Here is a 17,102-nt window from a genome sequence, read left to right on the forward strand (position 1 = left end):
TCAACCACCGGCCCGTTCCGCGAAGGTGCTGCCCGCGTCCTGCTGGTACGGCGGGCCCTGCCACTGCCCTGGGTCGAGCACCTGGCTCGGGTCCTGGACGACGAACTTCCACGGTCCGCGGTAGACGTTGTCGTGCCAGCGGTTGTGCTGCTCGTGGGTGATCGCCTCGGCCACCCGCTCCCCCTTGTACGGCGACCAGTCGGGATAGGTGCCGTAGTTGGCCAGTACCGCCATGCGGTCGCACTTCGCCGTGCACTTGACGACGGACTTGTCCAGCACGAAGCGGTTGCCGTGGATGTCCACCCGCTGGGTCTTCCACCGGCAGTCGGAGTGGAGCGGTGGCTCGGCGATCGCCGGCTTCGCGCAGCGGTCGGTGTCGCGTACCAGCAAAGTGCAGTCACCGGACGAGGTGTTGGCCGGGCTGTTGCAGAACCGGTCGGCGTTCTCCCACAGGGTTATTCCGGACCAGTTGTCCTCCAGCACGTTCCGGTAGATCTCGATCTTGTCCGTGCGGGCTCGGATCCGTGGTTCTCCGCCGGACTCGGACAGGTAGACGGTCGCGAACGGGAAGTTGTCGCCGCGGTCGGCCTGCCTGCGGCCCTCGACCCAGTTGTTCCGCCGGATCGTGTTGTTCCGGATGACGGCGTTGTAGCTGGTCTCGTAGATCAGCGCGGCGCCCTCGTTGGCCTCGACCACGTTGTTCTCGATGCGGAAGTCGTTGTTGTTGGTGTCCGCCCACAGCCCTGTTCCGCGGTTGTCGTGCACCCAGTTGCCGCGCACGTCGGCGCCGTCGACGGCCCAGAACTTCACGCCTCCGGTGCAGCCGCAGCCCTTCCGCCGCCGCTCCCAGTCGCCGGTGTTGTTGCCCGTGATCTCGTTGCCCTCGACCACCAGACCGCTGATGCGGCCTGTGGCCTTGTACGCGTTCATCCCGTACTGACCGTTGCCGCGCAGGCAGCTGGCGCGGACCCGCTGGCGGGCACCGGCCATCAGCCCGGCGCCGGAGTTGTTCTGGATCGTCGCGTGCTCGATCACCCACCCGTCGGCCGAGTCGTGGTTGACCACGCCCTCGTCATGCGGCGCGACGAAACGCTGCACGGTCAGGTGGCGGATGGTGACGTCGCGGGCGCCACCGCCGAACGCGTACTGGTTGGTCTTCCGGCCGTCGAGCACCGCGCCCGGGGCGCCGAGGTAGCGGTTGCCCTCCTTGGGGATGACCTGGGCGTAGCGGTCCGGGTCGAGCCTGTGCTCGCCGGGGCGAAGCCAGAACGTGGTGTTCGGGGGGTTGTTCTTGGTCTTCGCCGCCAGGTCACCGACCACCGCGGGGTCGACCGTCACCGCGCCCGCCGGCGCTTTCGCCGGCCCGGGCGCGGGCTTGGCGCACACCCGCGCCACGGGCGTGGACGACGGCGCGGCGGTCGGCTTCACCCGGGCGTCCGGAGTGCTGGGGCTCGTGTTCGTGCCCGTGCTCTCGCAGCCGGTCACCGCCGGCAGGGCCAGCGCCAGCGGTGCCGCCGCCCACGCCCAGTGCCGCCTCCTGATCGCCACCCGCCCCCCTAGCCGCGGAACCTGAGTACGGTGGTGAACCCTTCCGCGCCGCCGGCGAAGCCGGTGCCGACCAGCGTGGTGGTGGGTTCCTTGCGCCCGAATCCGGCGGAGTACCAGCCCAGCGGAGGGTCGGTCTCGCCGCGATGCGCCCGCCACGACAACTGCCCGGGCAGGTCGAGCACCGCGGAGCGCCCCTCGCCGTCCCGCATCCAGGTGAGTACGGCCCGGTTGCCCACCAGGTCCGCGGCGATCGCGGGGCCGAGGTGGAACGCCAGGCGTACGTCCCGGCTCGGGCCGCGCACCTCGTCGAACACCCTCAGCTCCCGGCTCGCGGCCGTCAGCTCCACCCGGCGGCGGTGCACGGAGCGCTGGTATCCGTCGTGCTCGGCACACCAGCGGGCCACTCCCTCGCCGGAGGTGTCCACGGCCAGGACGCGGCTCCTGGCATGCCGGAGCCACAGGAACGGGCCGCCGGAGACGGACTGGTCTCTGCCGTCCGACTCCAGGGTGTTGTGGCCGAGGGTGGACCGGAAGTACTGCCGCCATGCGGGCTGTCCGTGGTAGCAGTACGTCCCCGGGTCGGCGAGCACGTCGACCCCGTCGTGCCGGACCTCCACGGACAGCGCGTCCGCGTGGGCGTGCGCGGCGATGGACAGGAAGCCGTGCGGACCACCGTCGCAGCGGCACCAGATCTCCTCCGGGCCGCGCAGGACGGTGAGCCCCGCGTCCGCGAAGTGCGCCGGCCGGCTCGCCGGGCGGGTCGTGGCGGGTCGGGTGGGTTCGATGAGCGCGGCGAGCAGCGGGGTGCGCACATCGGTCCCGGTCACCTCCGGCCACCAGTCGAGACGGCCGAACACGGCGTCCCCGGTGGCCAGCAGCGAACCCCAGCGGTCGGTGCCCGCGCCGTCCACGACCAGACCGTGCCCGTCGTCCGCGTCCCCCTGGCGCGGCGGCCGCAGGTGGCTGTCCACGATGGCCGCGAGCGCGTCGGTCATCCGCAGCAGCACCAGCCGGATCGACGCGGGGACCGGCACGCCGGCGGCATCCGCCTCGGCCACCGCGGCCAGGCCGAGCTCCAGCACCAGTCCGTGATATTCGGTGGCCAGCTCGCGGTTGAGACCGGAGCCGAAGGTGTTGCCTCGCAGGTGCCGCTCCAGCGACCGCAGCGCGTCGGCCCGCCAACGCGCCGAGGAGGGGAACCATCCGAACGCGCAGGCCGCCGCCAACTGCCCGGCCGCCTCGGCGATGACATGGTTGTTCGCCGAAGACCCCCGGCTGGGGAAGGCGGCCAGCCAGCGCTGGTGGTGCCAGATCTGGTTCAGCGCCACCGGGTTGCCCTCGAACAGCCCGGCCGCGCCCGGCCAGCCGTCGAGCAGCCGGCGGATCCACACCCAGGACAGCAGCCGGATGCCCAGCTCGATGCCGCTGATCCAGTGCACCCCGCGCAGCGGCGCGTTGGCCGCCCACCACGACCGCAGGTGCTCGGCCACTCGCTCGGCGTACCGCTCGTTCCCGGTGATCGCGTAGGCGGCGGCGAGCTGGGTCAGGTACTGATGCCGGGACAGCTCCCAGATCTGCTTGATGTCCCCGACCGCGTCCTCGTCCCGGTACGGCACGTCGAAGGCGTGGCCCCACGGAGCCCGGCGCCCGGTCTTCGGGTCGTACCACCAGTCCGGATCGGCCAGGTCGTCGCGGACCACCCCGAAGTACTCGGCGTGCCCGTACATCAGCCGGTCCGCCTCGGCGATGAGACGTTTCGCGGCGTCCGGAGGTATCGCGGCGATCGTCCCGGCGGGCAGTACGGCGGTGAACCGGGCGCCGGTCACGCTCGGGCAGGCCGGCCGCGCCGACCGCCACCGCCGCCTGCGGACCGCGTCGACCGCCCGGCCGCCGATCTCCCGCGGTCCCATCCGGGACAGCCGCCGCAGGTACCAGCCCGCGCTCATGGTCATCGCGGCCTCGCCAGCGTCACCGGCGCACCGCCCGCCAGGCCGGCCTGCACGGCGAGGGTGGCCGCCGTGGTGGCGACCAGCGACTGGAGCGGCACCGGCATCGGCCCGCCGGTCCGCACGGCCTTGACGAACGCGGCCAGTTCGGCGGACTGGCCCTTGTCCCGGGCCTTGGGCAGCCGCGAACTGACCCACCGCTTCCGGCGGCCATCGTAAACAGCGGCACGGACGAAGTCGTCGAGCCGCAGCGCACGGCCGTCCGCGACCAGGTCCAGCGTCTCCTTGGGGAATCCGGCCGGGCCGGTGGTGACGTAGCTGATGGTGGCGGTGGAGCCGTCCGGGTAGCGCAGGACGAGCTGGAGGTCCTCGTTGCCGGACGTGGCGACCGCGTACACCGATTCCGGGTCGGCGTCGAGCAGCCAGCTCGCCGTGTCGATGAAGTGTCCGCCCTCGCCGGCGAACCGGGAGCCCTCGGTGCCCTGCTGGAGGTACCAGCTGCCGTGCTGGAGCCGGCCCGCGTTGACCAGGTAGCGGAGGTTCGCCGGGCCGGTCCGGGTGCCGAAGCGCTGCCGGGCCTCCCGCAGCAGTGGCGAGAACCGGCGGTTGAAGCCGACCTGCAACCGGTCGTTGCCGGACTCCTCCACCGCCGCGAGCACGCCGGCCAGTTCGTCCTCGGTGAGGGCCAGGGGCTTCTCCACGAACACGGTCTTGCCGGCGAGGAGTGCCCGCCGGGTCAGTTCGGCGTGCGAGCTGTGCCGGGTGACGACGAAGACCGCGTCGATGGACTTGTCGCCGAGCACGGCGTCGAGGTCGGTGGTCGCCTCGGTGAAGCCGAATTTGCGCTGCGCGTTGGCCGCGGACAGCGCCGTCGTGGTGACGACCGTGGACAGCTCGACGCCGTCGCGCTGTGCCAGGTGCGGCAGCAGCATCGACGTCGCGTAGTTTCCCGCGCCGACGAACGCGAGGCGCACCGGCGTCCTTGCGGCCCGGACCGGAGCCGGCTTCACGTCCACCACGGGCACGTCGACCGCAGGGGCCTGCGCAGGGAGCTCCGCTTCCCCCGCCCGTCGGGAGTACCGGAACAGCACGGCCACGGCTTTCAGTTCGCCGTCCTTCAGGCGCTGGTACGTCTCGACGGCGTCGTCGAACTCGGCGACGCGGGAGATCAAGGGCTCCACGTCGACGCTGCCGCGGGCGAGGAGATCGAGGAAGCACGCCAGGTTGCGGCGCTCGGTCCAGCGCACGTAGCCGATCGGGTAGTCCCGCCCCTCCAGCTCGTACTCCGGGTCGTAGCGCCCGGGGCCGTACGACCGGGAGAAGCGGACGTCGAGTTCCTTCTCGTAGTACGCGTTCCACGGCAGGTCCAGGCGGCACTTACCGATGTCGACGACCCGGCCGCGGTCCCGGCTCAGCTCGGCGGCCAGCTCGACGGGCTGGTTGCTGCCGCCGCCGGCGGCCAGGTACACCTGGTCCACGCCGTGCCCGCCGGTGAGTTCGGCGACGGCGGACTCCACGGCCGCGGACGCCGGATCGCCGGCGGCCGCGGCGCCCAGACGCTCGGCGAGCTCGCAGCGCGCCGGGTCGGGGTCGGCGCCGACGACGCGGACTCCCGAGGCGGCGAGCAGCTGCACCACCAGCTGCCCGATCAGCCCGAGGCCGATGACCAGCGCCACTTCACCGAGCTGCGGTTCGCCTTGGCGGACTCCCTGCAACGCGATCGACCCGACGGTGCCGAAGGCCGCGTGCCGCGGCGCGAGGCCGTCCGGCACCGGGGCGTAGAGGTTCTTCGGCACCCAGTTCAGCTCGGCGTGCAACGCGTGCTCATTGCCGGCGCAGGCCACGAGGTCGCCGACCTTCACGTCGTCGATGCCGGCGCCGACCTGCTCGACCACCCCGCACAGCGAGTAGCCCAGCGGCGTGTAGGAGTCCAGCTTGCCCATCACCTTGCGGTAGGTGGCGGGCACCCCGTTGGTGGCCACGCTCTGCATGACCTTGGCCACCTGGTCCGGACGGGAACGGGCCTTGCCCAGCATCGACATGCCGGCCTCGGACACCTTCATGAGCTCGGTTCCGGTGGAGATCAGCGAGAAGGCGCTGCGGACCAGCACACCGCCCGGCTTGCACCCCGGCACCGGTACGTCGAGCACCGCCAGCTCGCCGCTCTTGTAGTTCTGCACAACCTGTTTCACCCGAACTCCTGATTCCTAAGCCGATAACCGAGAGCTCTGACCGGACCCGGAGGTCGCGTCGCGATACCAGTACTCGAGGGTCAGTACGTGCCAGAGATGCTTGGAGAAGTCCCGCTGCCCGGCGGCGTCCTCGGCGACCATCCGCGCCAGCGCGTCGCGGCGCAGCAACCCGGAACGCACGAGCTCGCCGTCGTGCACCACCTCGCGTACCAGCGGTGCCAGATCCCGGCTCATCCAGGCGCGCAGCGGGGCGCTGAACAGGCCCTTGGGCCGGTACACGATCTCCCGGGGCAGGACCGAGGCGGCCGCCTCCTTGAGGACGGCCTTCCCCTGCCGTCCGACGATCTTGCGATCGCCGGGCACGGCGAACGCCGCCTTGACCACCTCGACGTCCACGTACGGCACCCGCACCTCGGTCGACGCGGCCATGCTCGACCGGTCCGTGTACGTGAGGTTCAGGCCCGGCAGGAACATCCGGGCGTCGGTCAGGCACATGCGGTTGACGAAGTCGTCGAGGTCGTTGTCCTGGTAGGTGTCCGCGTGCTCGGTCAGTACGTCCTCGACCGCCTGGGCGAGGTCCGGATCGACCAGGGCGAGCAGCTCGCCCCGGTCGTACATGGTGTAGCTGCGCCGGAACGCGGTCTCCTCCGGCAGGTCGGCGAAGGAGAGGAACCGTTTCGCGAAGCGCACCGACCGGTAGCCCCGGCGGGACGTGGCGACCGGCAGCCGGTCCACGGCCCCGGACAGGCCGCGACGCACGGGCCGCGGAACGCGCTGGTAGCGCAGCGCGAGCAGGTTGGCCAGGTGCTTGCGGTACCCGGCGAACAGCTCGTCGGCGCCCATCCCCGAGAGCATCACCTTGATCCCGGCCTCCCGGGCGGCCGAGCAGATCAGGTACGTGTTGATCGCGGCGGGGTCGCCGATCGGCTCGTCCAGGTGGTACGTCATCCGCGGCAGCAGGTCGAGGACGTTCGGGGCGATCTCGATCTCGTGCAGGTCGACGCCGAACCGCCGGGCCACCTGCCGGGCGTAGCGCAGGTCGTCCGGCATCGCCTCGAACTTGGCGTCCTCGGCGCGGAATCCGATGGTGTAGGCGGAGATCCCGGGGCGGTGGCGGGCCGCGAGGGCGGTCAGGTAGCTGGAGTCGAGGCCGCCGGAGAGGAACGTCGCCACGGGTACGTCGGAGAGCAGGTGGCGCCGGGTCGACTCCTCGACGATGGCGGCCAGGTCCGGCCGCTCGCCCGCCCGGGCCCGCTCCCGGCCCTCGGCGGCGACGTCCTTCAGGTTCCAGAACCGGCCGCGCTCCACCCGGCCGTCGGGCCGGCACCTCAGCCAGCTCCCCGGCGGCAGCTTCTCCGCCTCGCGGAACGCGCAGCGCGAGTCCGGCACCCAGTAGTACAGCAGCGAGGCCACCAGCGCCGCGTGGTCGACCTCCAGCTTCCCGCCGGTCGCGGCGGCGAGCGCCTTGAGCTCGGAGGCGAATGCCAGGCCCCCGCCGCGCCGGAGCAGGAACAGCGGCTTGATGCCCAACTGGTCGCGTGCGAGCACCAGTTCACCGGTGCGCTCGTCGAAGATCCCGAACGCGAACATGCCGCGCAGCCGGGGCAGACAGTCCGTGCCCCAGCGCCGCCAGGCCTCCAGCAGCACCTCGGTGTCGGAGGTGCCGCGGAAGCGCACCCCGGCGGCTGCCAGCTCGGCACGCAACTCGGGCGCGTTGTACAGCTCGCCGTTGTACGTCAGGGCGAGGCCGTCGGAGACCATCGGCTGGGCGCCGGTCTCGGACAGGTCGATGATGGCCAGCCGGCGGTGCCCGAGCTGCACTTCGCCGTCACCGACGGGGTGGCCGTAGCGGCCCGCCCCGTCCGGACCGCGGTGGGCGAGGGTGTCGGTGAGCCGGTCGGTCACGGCCTTCCCGTCCGGCCATCGGTAAGTGCCTGCGATGCCACACATGTCCTACCGCGCCTCCTGGTCGTCGTCCGGGACCCGTGCGGCCCACAGCGGCTGCCGCTCCGTCCGCGCCGGGCCCTCCCCCACTGCCTGAACGGCGTGGGAGGTACCCCCACCGTTCTGCCCGGCCGGCCGTTCGGTCCGGCCGCGCGGCGCGGTGTGCGGCCCGTCCCACAGCGTGCCGTCGGTCCGGTCACGCGGATCGGGGTCGATCAGCACCACCCCGATCACCTCGATGCGCTGGTCCGCCAGTTGTCGCGCCACGGTGTGCAGCCATGCGGCGCTGCCGTGCCCGGCACGCACGACGAGCACGGTCCGGGTGCCGAGGTACTGGAGGTCGGTCCAGGCCGTGCCGGGCGCCACCGATCCGACGCCGATCCGGCGCTCCTGAGGAGACACACCCTCGCCAGGCTCGCCGCTGACCACGGTGGGGTCTCCCGGCTTCGGGCGGCGGTGCGCGAGCTGCGGTCCTGGCAGACCGTCGATGACGGCCACCGGCCCCTCCGCCGCCATCGCCCTGGCGAGGTCCAGGGCCAGCGCGCTCGCGCTGCGGGCACAGCCCAGTTCCAGCAGTGACAGCGGTTCCGCGTGGCCGCGCACGGTGCGGGCCAGGGTCCGGGTGAGCCGTTCGCGTGCCGCTCGGGTCCGTCGGCGCTGCCACAGCCTGCCCGGCCGGCGGGGCAGCTCCGCCATGACCGAGGCGCCCAGGTTCGCCGCGATGTCCCGGCGCAGCACGGGGCGGTCCGCCACCACCGTGCCGACCGCGGCCAGCGCGAGCCCGAGGACGAGCCCGAGGACGAACCCGATCGCGGCGTTGGTGGCGGCGGCCCTGGGCAGGGAATGCCGCACCGCGCGCGGGGCGTCCACGATCTGCGTGCCGGAGATGACCCCGGGTGTACCGGTGCGTGCCTCCGCGGCGCGCTGGTCGAAATCGGCGATCCGTGAGTTGAGTTCGGCCCGGCGGGCGAAGAGCGACTCCATGCTCGCCGACGCTTTCGGGTCGCTCTCCGCCGATCGGTCTCCGATCGCCTCGTTGACCTGGGCGAGCTCCTCCCGCATGCGGTCACGCTGGTCGAGCAGGGCCTCGGACTCGGCCTTCGCGGTTTCCCGCATCCGCCGCACGTGGTCCGCGACGAACGCATCGGCCAGCGCCTTGGCCCGGGCCACCGCTTGCGCGTCGCTGTCACCAGTCACATCGATCCGCAGCAGGTTGTTGGTCAAGCCGGTACCTCGGTAGTCCCGCATGAAGTCCTCAGGGTCTTCCCGGGAGTCGAGGGCCTCCAGGGCCTTGCCGGCGATCCGCGTGGTCCCCAGCAGCTCGACGTCGGTGCGGATCAGCGTTCCGGTGTCGTTCGGCTGGTCCTCCCGATGCGCGACCAGCACCTTGGTCACCGCGGTCGGCGGCGGCGGCATCAGGACGGCCACCGTCGCGCCGGCCAGCAGTCCCAGCAGCGCCATGGCGCACCAGAGGCGGCGGCGCCTGCGCACCGAGACCACCAGCGCCTGGAGGTCGAAGAGCGGGGCGGCTGCCGACGACTCCGACGTCGTGCTCGTCGTCACACTGAGCCTCCGTTGGCGTGGCCGCGAACCGCGAGCGCGGGAGTGGCGTCATCCGGAGGCCGGCCGGCGGACCGCGTCGGGCGGACCCGGACCGTGCCGGCGACGACTACGCCGACGACCTCGTGCCTGCCGTCCGCACACGCCTCGGCGATGCCGGCGAGTTCCTCCGCGGTCCGGCTGCCCGCGGTGAGGACGATCAGGGCACCGGACTCGGTGTCGCGGTCGGGCACGGCCGGCCGGTCCACCGAGACCTCCACCACCCGCAGCAGCGGATCGCCATGGGCCTCGGCGACGAGCTGTCCGGCGGCCCGGCGGGCGATCTCGTCGCCGTCCGGTACGACGACCAGCAGCCGCCCGGGGGCCGGTGTCCGGTCCCTGAGGCGAGCGCACACCCGCCGGTAGCGGATCCGTCTGCCGGCCTCGTCGCCGGAGCTCGGCGGCGTCGGCAGGTCCCACGGGGTGTCGAGACCGAGGAGGCGGCGGACCCGGGCCCGTGGGACGCGGTCTTCCGGCCGGTGCGTGCCGCTCCGTTCCTCGGGCACGTCGACCGTGCCCAGCAGCGCCGAGCCCAGTGCCGCGGCGATCTCCGGCTCGGTGCGCAGCCGGCGATTCATCCGTGCGGCGGCGAGATGGCCGATGACCGCGAGCAGGAAGAACAGCAGCGCCCCGGCGACGATGAGCTGCGTCCTCGTCGGCGGTGCCTCGCCGGTCGGCCGGGCCGCCGGCCCCATGACGACCATGCCGGCCTTGCTGGTCGCCGGGTCGGCCTCGTCCAGCTTGGTCATGGCCTGTTCCAGCGAGGTGCGCAGCTTCTCGAGCGTGGTGCGGCCCTGCACGCTCTCCACGGTCTGCCCCGGCCCGGCCGCGTTGGCCAGGTCGGTGATGCGGCGGTTGGTCTCCTCGACCTTCTTCCGCAGCGCCTCGGGCTCCGTGGCCGCTTCGGAATCGGTGCCGCCGCCCGCGATCCGCGCGGCGAACTCGACGAACTGCCGGGCCACTTGGTCGGAGAGCCGCTGCGCTTGTTCCGGGGTGTCGGCGGTACCCGAGATCTTGATGATGTTCCCGTCGGTGGCCTCGGCGGTCACTCGATCCCGCAGCTCGGCGCCGCTGACGCCCGTCCAGCCGAGCGTGGCGGCCGCCCGGTCGACCACTGTCGAACTGGTCGCCACGTCCACCTGGGTCAGCAGTTCGCGTTCTTCCCACTGCCCCGGCAGCAGTACGGACGCCGACGTCGTGTACCGCGGCGGAACCACCAGCGAGGTGCCGTAGCCGAAGAGCGCGCCCACCACGGCGAGGACGGCGAGAAGCCGCCGGCGCCGGCGGAGAATCCGCCCGATGGTGGCCAGGCGTATGGTGTCCTCGCTCAACGACGCGGCCTCTTCCCTGTGCGGACCGGGTCGCCCGCCGACACCGGGGTGTGGTCACGGCAGGCGGCGGCGTAGGCGGCGAGCAGCGACGCTTGCGAGTTCCGCCAGGAGAGCGGCCCGCTGATCCGCTCCTGGCCGATCTTGCCCATCCGGGCGCGCTTCTCCGGATCGTCCAGGAGCAGCGCGATGAGCTTGGCGAATGCGGCCTCGTCGTTGGCGGCCGCGTAGACGGCGGCGTCACCGGCGGAGACGCGCGCCTCCCGGAGGTCGAAGGAGACGATCGGCCGGCCCATCGCCATGTACTCCAGGACCTTGTTCATGGTCGACACGTCGTTGAGCGGATTGCGCGGGTCGGGGGAAAGGCACACGTCCGCGGTGGACAGGTAGCGCACCAGGTCGGCGTCCGGAATACGCCCGGTGAACTGCACCTGCTCCGAGAGCCCGAGCCGCCGGGACAGGTCCACCATCGCGTCGAAGGCGTCACCGGAGCCGACGAACACCGCGTGCCAGTCGGTCCGCCCGAGCTCGTCGCGCAGTTTCGCGAGCGCCCGCAAGGCGTAGTCGACGCCGTCCTGGGGGCCCATGACGCCGAGGTAGCACAGCAGATGAGGCTTGCCGCGCTTCAACTCCGTTTCGGGTGGCACCGGTTGGAACCGGTCGATCTGGGGTGCGCTGCGCACCACGAAGACGACCTCCGGTCGCCGGCCACCGCGGCGGATCGCGACGTCGCGGTAGCTCTCGTTCGTGGCGAGCACGATGTCCGCGGCCCGGTAGGTCCGCCGTTCCAGCGCGCACACGGCGCGGTAGAGCAGGTCCTCGCCGCGGTCGAACCGGGAGAGGTACAGCTCGGGTACCAGGTCGTGCTGGTCGAAGACGAACCGCGCGCCGCGTCTCTTCAGCCACAGTGCGGGCAGGAACAGCAGGTCGGGCGGGTTGCAGGCGTGGACCACGTCGACCGGACCGACCTTGCGGGCCAGCCGGGCCGTGTGCCACAGCGCCGATCCGTACTCCCGCAGGTAGCCGGCCGGTCCTCCGGTCGCCGCGCGCAACGGGTAGCGGTGGATCCGCACCCCGTCGATCTCCGCCTCCGGCTCGGTGTCCCGCTTGCTCCCCTGGGGACAGATGACGTGCACCGTCCAGCCCGCGTCGCGCAGCGTCGTGCACTCCTGCCACACCCGCCGGTCGAAGGGCACCGACAGGTTCTCCACCAGGATCAGCGCGCGCCGGGCAGGCCGGTCGCCGCCGGTCATGCCGTCTGACGATGTGTCACCAAGCAAGGCCCACGTACCCCGGTTCGGCCCGGCGCGCCTCGGCGTCGGGAAGGTGGATGAGGTCGACGATCACCGGGCGGCCGCCATGGGGCAGCGCCGCCAGCACGGCGGGATCCCTGGTCCCGACCAGGCACACCTCGGCGTGTTCGAGCACCTCGTCGACGGAATCCGCGAGCAGCTGCGCGAGGTGCGGCAGCCGGGTCTCGATGTACTCGCGGTTCGCGCCGATCAGCCGGGAGAGGCTCACGTTGGCGTCGTGGATCCGCAGGTCGTAACCCTTGCCGAAGAGCCGCTCCGCCAGCTCGACGAGCGGGCTCTCGCGGAGGTCGTCGGTGCCGGGTTTGAAGGACAGCCCGAACAGGCCCACCCGGCGCTTGCCGGTGCGCTCGACCAGCTCCACCGCGCGCTGGAGATGCGCGGAGTTGGAGGGCAGCACGTGGGCGAGGATCGGCACCGAGACATCGGCCCGCTGCGCCGCGTGGACCAGGCTGCGCAGGTCCTTGGGCAGGCAGGAGCCGCCGAAGGCGAAGCCGGGCCGCAGGTAGGCGGGGCTGACGTTCAGCTTGCGGTCGGCCAGGAACACGTCCATCACCTGGTGCGAGTCCACCCCGAGCGCCTGGCACACCGCGCCCAGCTCGTTCGCGAAGCCGATCTTGAGACCGTGGAACGCGTTGTCCGCGTACTTGATCGCCTCGGCTGTCGGGACCGGCACCCGGAACACCTCGCCGGGCAAGCCGTCGTACAGGGCCATCACCGCGTCGCCGCTTGCCGTGTCGAGCTCGCCGATGACGGTCTTGGGCGGGTCGAAGAAGTCCCGCACGCTCGTGCCCTCGCGCAGGAACTCCGGGTTGACCGCGACCCCCAGGTCCACCCCGGCCGTGCCGCCGACGTACTTCTCGAGGATCGGTACCAGCAGGTTCAGGCAGGTGCCCGGGAGCATGGTGCTGCGGAACACGACGGTCTGCCGCCCACCCCGCTCGGCCAGCGCCGCGCCGATCTGCTCGGTGACCCGCTCCAAGTACGTGGTGCACAGGCTCCCGTTGGGCTCCGACGGCGTGCCCACGCAGACCAGCGACACCTCGCTGCCCATGATCGCCTCACCGACGTCGCCGGTGGCGCGTAACGCTCCGGTGCTCACGACGTCGGCGATGAGTTCGCCGATCCGCTCCTCGACCACCGGGGCCTTGCCGTCGTTGACCAGGTCGACCTTCGCCTGGTTCACGTCCACCCCGATGACCTCGTGCCCCATGCTGGCCAGGCACGCGGCCGAAACGCAGCCCACGTAGCCGAGCCCGAAAACGCTGACTCTCATGACCCGTCCCTCCCCCCAGGCAGGCCCTCGTGGCCTGCGATCCCCCCGAGCAGGCCCTTGTGGCCCGCGGTCCGCGCACCGGCCGGACGACGGCCTGCGCGCATCAGTAGGCCCCGTGCCCATGGATCACCGCACGCAGCGTCTTCCACAAGATCACTGTGTCCAGGGCGAGCGACCAGTCCTCCACGTACCGCAGGTCGAGGCGGACCGCCTCCTCCCACGGCAGGTCACTGCGTCCGCTGATCTGCCACAGGCCGGTGAGCCCGGGCTTGACCAGCAGCCGCCGCCGGATGTCCGGGTCGTACGCGGCGGACTCCTCCGGTAGCGGAGGCCGCGGGCCGACGAGCGACATCGAGCCGGTGAGCACGTTGAAGAGCTGCGGGAGCTCGTCGATCGAGTACCGGCGCAGCACCGCTCCCACCCGGGTCACCCGCGGATCCCGGCGGAGCTTGAACAGCAGCCCCGCGCCCTCGTTGCGGTCGGCCAGCTCGGCACGTGCCCCGTGAGCCCCGGCGACCATGGTGCGGAACTTGAGAATGGTGAACTCGCGGCCGTCCTTGCCGACCCGGCGCTGGCGGTAGAACACCCCGCCCCGGCTGTCCGCGATCACGAGCAGCCCGACGAGCACCATCAGCGGCGCGAACAGCACCAGCAGGATCGCCGCGCCCACCCGGTCGACCACCCCCTTGATCACCCGGCGCCCCCCGGTGAAGGCCGGCATGCTGACCCGCAGCAGCGGGATCCCGAGCACCGCGTCGACGTGCAGCCGCGGCCCGGCCACCTCCATCAGCACGGGGGCCACGACCATCTCGGTGTCGCTGCCTTCGAGGTTCCAGGCCAGCCGTTGCAGCCGGTCCGGTGACCAGTACGGGTCCGGTGTGACCGCGACGACGCGGTAGCCGTCGTGGCGGACGTGCTTGGCGACGTCCGTCAGTTGTCCGACGACCGGCACTCCGTCGAGTTGGTCACCGTCGAGCCCGCGACCGTCCGTCGTGCACACCGCCTCCACCCGCCAGCCGAGGTGCGGGAACTTGCGGGTTCGGGTGATCAGGTCGCGCAAGGTGTCCGGGCTCCCGGCAGCGAGCACCGGTCTCAGGCACCGTCCCTCCTTACGCTGTTTGTGCAGCCAGAGGCGGAGCAGATACCGCGCGGTCATGGTGACGACCGCGATCGCGGGGACCGCGACGAAGATCCAGAGCTTGATGTTGCGCGAGGTGAGGGCGATCCCGCCGAGCGCCAGTACGACGGTCGCCGCGAACAGTGAGCGTCCGAGCCGACGGAATTCCTCGGCCCCTTGGCCGAGCACGGCCGGAGACCACGACCTGCTCACCGCGAGCGCTCCCAGCACCAGCAGCTCGGTGCCGAATGCGAGGATTCCCCACTTCTCGTGCCAGTCGGCCGCGTCCCGGGCCCCGAAGAAGTTGCCGATCGCCGCCACCACCAAGGCGGTGGCCACCGTGTCGCTGGTGATCACGGTACGGCGGTACCGCTGCTCCCAGTCGATCGCGGGCCTGCTGATCGCCCCATTCGCCAGACTCCCGCGCGCCGACGATAAAGGGCCGGCTAATCCCCCCTGCCGCACAGAACCCCCCCGGTTCCCAGTGATTCGACGATGTCGCCCAACACTGTTCCTCCCCCCGGGAGACCCCCGCCCCCCGCACGCTTCCTCCCCTCGGGGGACCCCCGGCCCCCGCGCCGCGCTGTTCTCCCCCCGCGGAAGACCCCTGCCCCGCGTATGACATTCCGGCTGCTTCAGCGCTGCTTGAACGACCCGCGCCGGCGGCAGCGGACTCGCATGTCCTGCCAGACTCTCGAGGTGCGTGTGGGAGCCCGTCGAAACCTCGGATGCTCCCCGCACCCGAAGCCCCCTCCCGGGCTCCAAGGACTGATCACCTCCACGTCTGGCACCGGAGACGCAACCGCTGACCGTCCGCAGCACCGGACCTGTAGATCATCATTTGTCGCCTCGTGCCCCAGCTTGGGAAGCACGGTCAATCTAGACCATCGGGGCCTTTCTGAAGAGAGGGGTGTGTGGAATTTGTGCTCAAGATTTGAAGCCGTGTCCACGGGTCGGTGACCGCGGCTGAGGCGTCGGCGCCGAAGACGTGCCTGTGACCTGTGATGACGGGGGTTCTCCCGGCTTCCGGCACCGTCGGCTCCGGGACGTCCCGGCGCTACCGGTCGGCGTCGGCGGGGATGCGGGGCAGGGGAAAAAGAGATCATGCAGGCAGTGGATCATCACGTCCCGCTCTCCGGGTAACGTCGAGGTATGAGCCATCCGCACCCCGAACTCAAAGCCGCCCCACCCCTACCCGCCGGAGGTCTGCGGGTCGTCGCCCTGGGCGGCCTGGGTGAGATCGGCCGCAACATGACCGTCTTCGAGTACGCCGGCAAGCTGCTCATCGTCGACTGCGGCGTGCTGTTCCCCGAGGAGACACAGCCCGGCGTGGATGTGATCCTGCCGGACTTCACCTCGATCCGGGACCGGCTGGACGACATCGTGGCCGTGGTGCTCACCCACGGCCACGAGGACCACATCGGCGGCGTGCCCTATCTGCTGCGGGAGCGGAGGGACATCCCCCTCGTCGGCTCCAAGCTCACCCTCGCCTTCATCGAGGCCAAGCTCAAGGAACACGGCATCCGGCCGCGCACGGTGCGGGTGCGGGAGGGCGACCGTCGCGGCTTCGGCCCCTTCGACTGCGAGTTCGTGGCTGTCAACCACTCCATTCCGGACAGTCTCGCGGTGGCGATCCGCACCGGCGCCGGGATGGTGCTGCACACCGGCGACTTCAAGATGGACCAGTTCCCCCTCGACGACCGCATCACCGATCTGCGCGCCTTCGCCCGCCTCGCCGAGGAGGGTGTGGACCTGTTCCTCACCGACTCCACGAACGCCGAGGTCCCCGGTTTCACCACCTCCGAGCGCGAGCTGAACCCGGCGATCGAGCAGGTGATGCGCACCGCGCCGCGCCGGGTCATCGTCTCGAGCTTCGCCAGCCATGTGCACCGCATCCAGCAGGTCCTGGACGCCGCCCACGAGCACGGCCGCAAGGTCGCCTTCGTCGGCCGGTCGATGGTCCGCAACATGGGCATCGCCCGTGACCTGGGCTATCTGAAGGTCCCGTCCGGTCTGGTCGTGAGCACGAAGGAGCTGGAGAAGCTCCCGGACCACAAGATCACTCTGGTGTGCACCGGCTCCCAGGGGGAACCGATGGCCGCGCTGTCACGAATGGCCAACCGCGACCACATGATCCGCATCGGCAAGGGCGACACCGTCCTGCTCGCCAGCTCCCTGATCCCCGGCAACGAGAACGCCATCTACCGAGTGATCAACGGACTGACCCGGTGGGGCGCCCACGTGGTCCACAAGGGCAACGCCAAGGTGCACGTCTCCGGGCACGCCAGCGCCGGCGAACTCGTCTACTGCTACAACATCGTCAAGCCCCGCAACGTCATGCCCGTGCACGGCGAATGGCGCCATCTGCGGGCCAACGGCGACCTCGCCATCCGTACCGGCGTCGACCCCGACCGGGTCGTCATCGCCGAGGACGGCGTCGTCGTCGACCTCGTCGACGGGCGCGCGTCCATCACGGGCAAGGTCCCCGCGGGCAACGTCTACGTGGACGGCATGGAAGTCGGCGGCGCCACGGAAGCGTCCCTCAAGGACCGCCTCACCCTCGCCGCCGAAGGCGTGGTCACGGTGGTGGCGATCGTCGACGCGGACACCGGCGCCCTCGCCGAGGCCCCCGACTTCCTGGCCCGCGGCTTCGTCCACGACGACGCCACCTTCGAGCCGGTCATCCCCGTCATCGAGAAGACCCTGGCCACCGCGGCCGAGGAAGGCGTCGGGGACGCCCGCCAACTCGAACAGCTCCTCGCCCGCGCCGTGGCGAACTGGGCGTTCCGCACCCACCGCCGCAGGCCCCTCATCATCCCGGTCATCATCGACGCCTGAGCCC

General features: G+C 71.5%; 10 protein-coding genes. 1 reads left to right on the forward strand and 9 read right to left on the reverse strand.

Annotated elements, in window-relative coordinates:
• The 9 genes from ABFX81_RS21745 to ABFX81_RS21785 form a co-directional block, all read right to left on the reverse strand.
• Positions 1-1,548: a right-handed parallel beta-helix repeat-containing protein gene (locus ABFX81_RS21745; RefSeq protein ID WP_346138513.1), complete on the reverse strand. Its 1,548-nt coding sequence runs from the start codon at positions 1,546-1,548 to the stop codon at positions 1-3.
• Between the two features lie 8 nt (positions 1,549-1,556).
• Complete coding sequence (locus ABFX81_RS21750) at positions 1,557-3,500, reverse strand: heparinase II/III family protein (protein ID WP_346138514.1); 1,944 nt, start codon at positions 3,498-3,500, stop codon at positions 1,557-1,559.
• Complete coding sequence (locus tag ABFX81_RS21755; protein ID WP_086853115.1) at positions 3,497-5,686, reverse strand: Gfo/Idh/MocA family oxidoreductase; 2,190 nt, start codon at positions 5,684-5,686, stop codon at positions 3,497-3,499. The genes ABFX81_RS21750 and ABFX81_RS21755 overlap by 4 nt, the downstream gene beginning before the upstream one ends.
• A 15-nt stretch (positions 5,687-5,701) precedes the next feature.
• Entirely contained in the window at positions 5,702-7,636 is a 1,935-nt protein-coding gene (gene asnB, locus ABFX81_RS21760) for an asparagine synthase (glutamine-hydrolyzing) (protein WP_086853113.1), read from the reverse strand.
• Positions 7,637-7,639: 3 nt separating this feature from the next.
• On the reverse strand, positions 7,640-9,193 hold the full coding sequence (locus ABFX81_RS21765; RefSeq protein WP_086853111.1) for a Wzz/FepE/Etk N-terminal domain-containing protein: 1,554 nt from the start codon (positions 9,191-9,193) through the stop codon (positions 7,640-7,642).
• Positions 9,190-10,560 carry a Wzz/FepE/Etk N-terminal domain-containing protein gene (locus tag ABFX81_RS21770; protein WP_086853108.1) on the reverse strand — a complete coding sequence of 457 codons (1,371 nt, stop codon included), beginning with the start codon at positions 10,558-10,560 and terminating at the stop codon, positions 9,190-9,192. The genes ABFX81_RS21765 and ABFX81_RS21770 overlap by 4 nt, the downstream gene beginning before the upstream one ends.
• Entirely contained in the window at positions 10,557-11,810 is a 1,254-nt protein-coding gene (locus ABFX81_RS21775; RefSeq protein ID WP_346138515.1) for a glycosyltransferase family 4 protein, read from the reverse strand. The genes ABFX81_RS21770 and ABFX81_RS21775 overlap by 4 nt, the downstream gene beginning before the upstream one ends.
• A 16-nt stretch (positions 11,811-11,826) precedes the next feature.
• Positions 11,827-13,143 (reverse strand): nucleotide sugar dehydrogenase, encoded by a 1,317-nt coding sequence (locus ABFX81_RS21780; RefSeq protein WP_086853104.1) that lies wholly within the window; start codon positions 13,141-13,143, stop codon positions 11,827-11,829.
• A gap of 103 nt (positions 13,144-13,246) precedes the next feature.
• Complete coding sequence (locus tag ABFX81_RS21785) at positions 13,247-14,725, reverse strand: sugar transferase (RefSeq protein WP_346138516.1); 1,479 nt, start codon at positions 14,723-14,725, stop codon at positions 13,247-13,249.
• Between the two features lie 687 nt (positions 14,726-15,412).
• On the opposite strand from ABFX81_RS21785, the gene ABFX81_RS21790 reads away from it, so the two are divergent.
• Entirely contained in the window at positions 15,413-17,098 is a 1,686-nt protein-coding gene (locus tag ABFX81_RS21790) for a ribonuclease J (protein WP_346138517.1), read from the forward strand.
• The last annotated feature ends 4 nt before the right edge of the window (positions 17,099-17,102 follow it).

The organism is Streptomyces coeruleofuscus (assembly GCF_039532725.1).
In the GTDB taxonomy this organism is placed as follows: Bacteria; Actinomycetota; Actinomycetes; order Streptomycetales; family Streptomycetaceae; genus Streptomyces; species Streptomyces coeruleofuscus.

Coding starts and splice junctions, on each gene's coding strand:
- ABFX81_RS21750 (WP_346138514.1), bottom strand. CDS start 3,500: ATGACCATGAGCGCGGGCTGGTACCTGCGGCGGCTGTCCCGGATGGGA.
- asnB (WP_086853113.1), bottom strand. CDS start 7,636: ATGTGTGGCATCGCAGGCACTTACCGATGGCCGGACGGGAAGGCCGTG.
- ABFX81_RS21775 (WP_346138515.1), bottom strand. CDS start 11,810: ATGACCGGCGGCGACCGGCCTGCCCGGCGCGCGCTGATCCTGGTGGAG.
- ABFX81_RS21780 (WP_086853104.1), bottom strand. CDS start 13,143: ATGAGAGTCAGCGTTTTCGGGCTCGGCTACGTGGGCTGCGTTTCGGCC.
- ABFX81_RS21790 (WP_346138517.1), top strand. CDS start 15,413: ATGAGCCATCCGCACCCCGAACTCAAAGCCGCCCCACCCCTACCCGCC.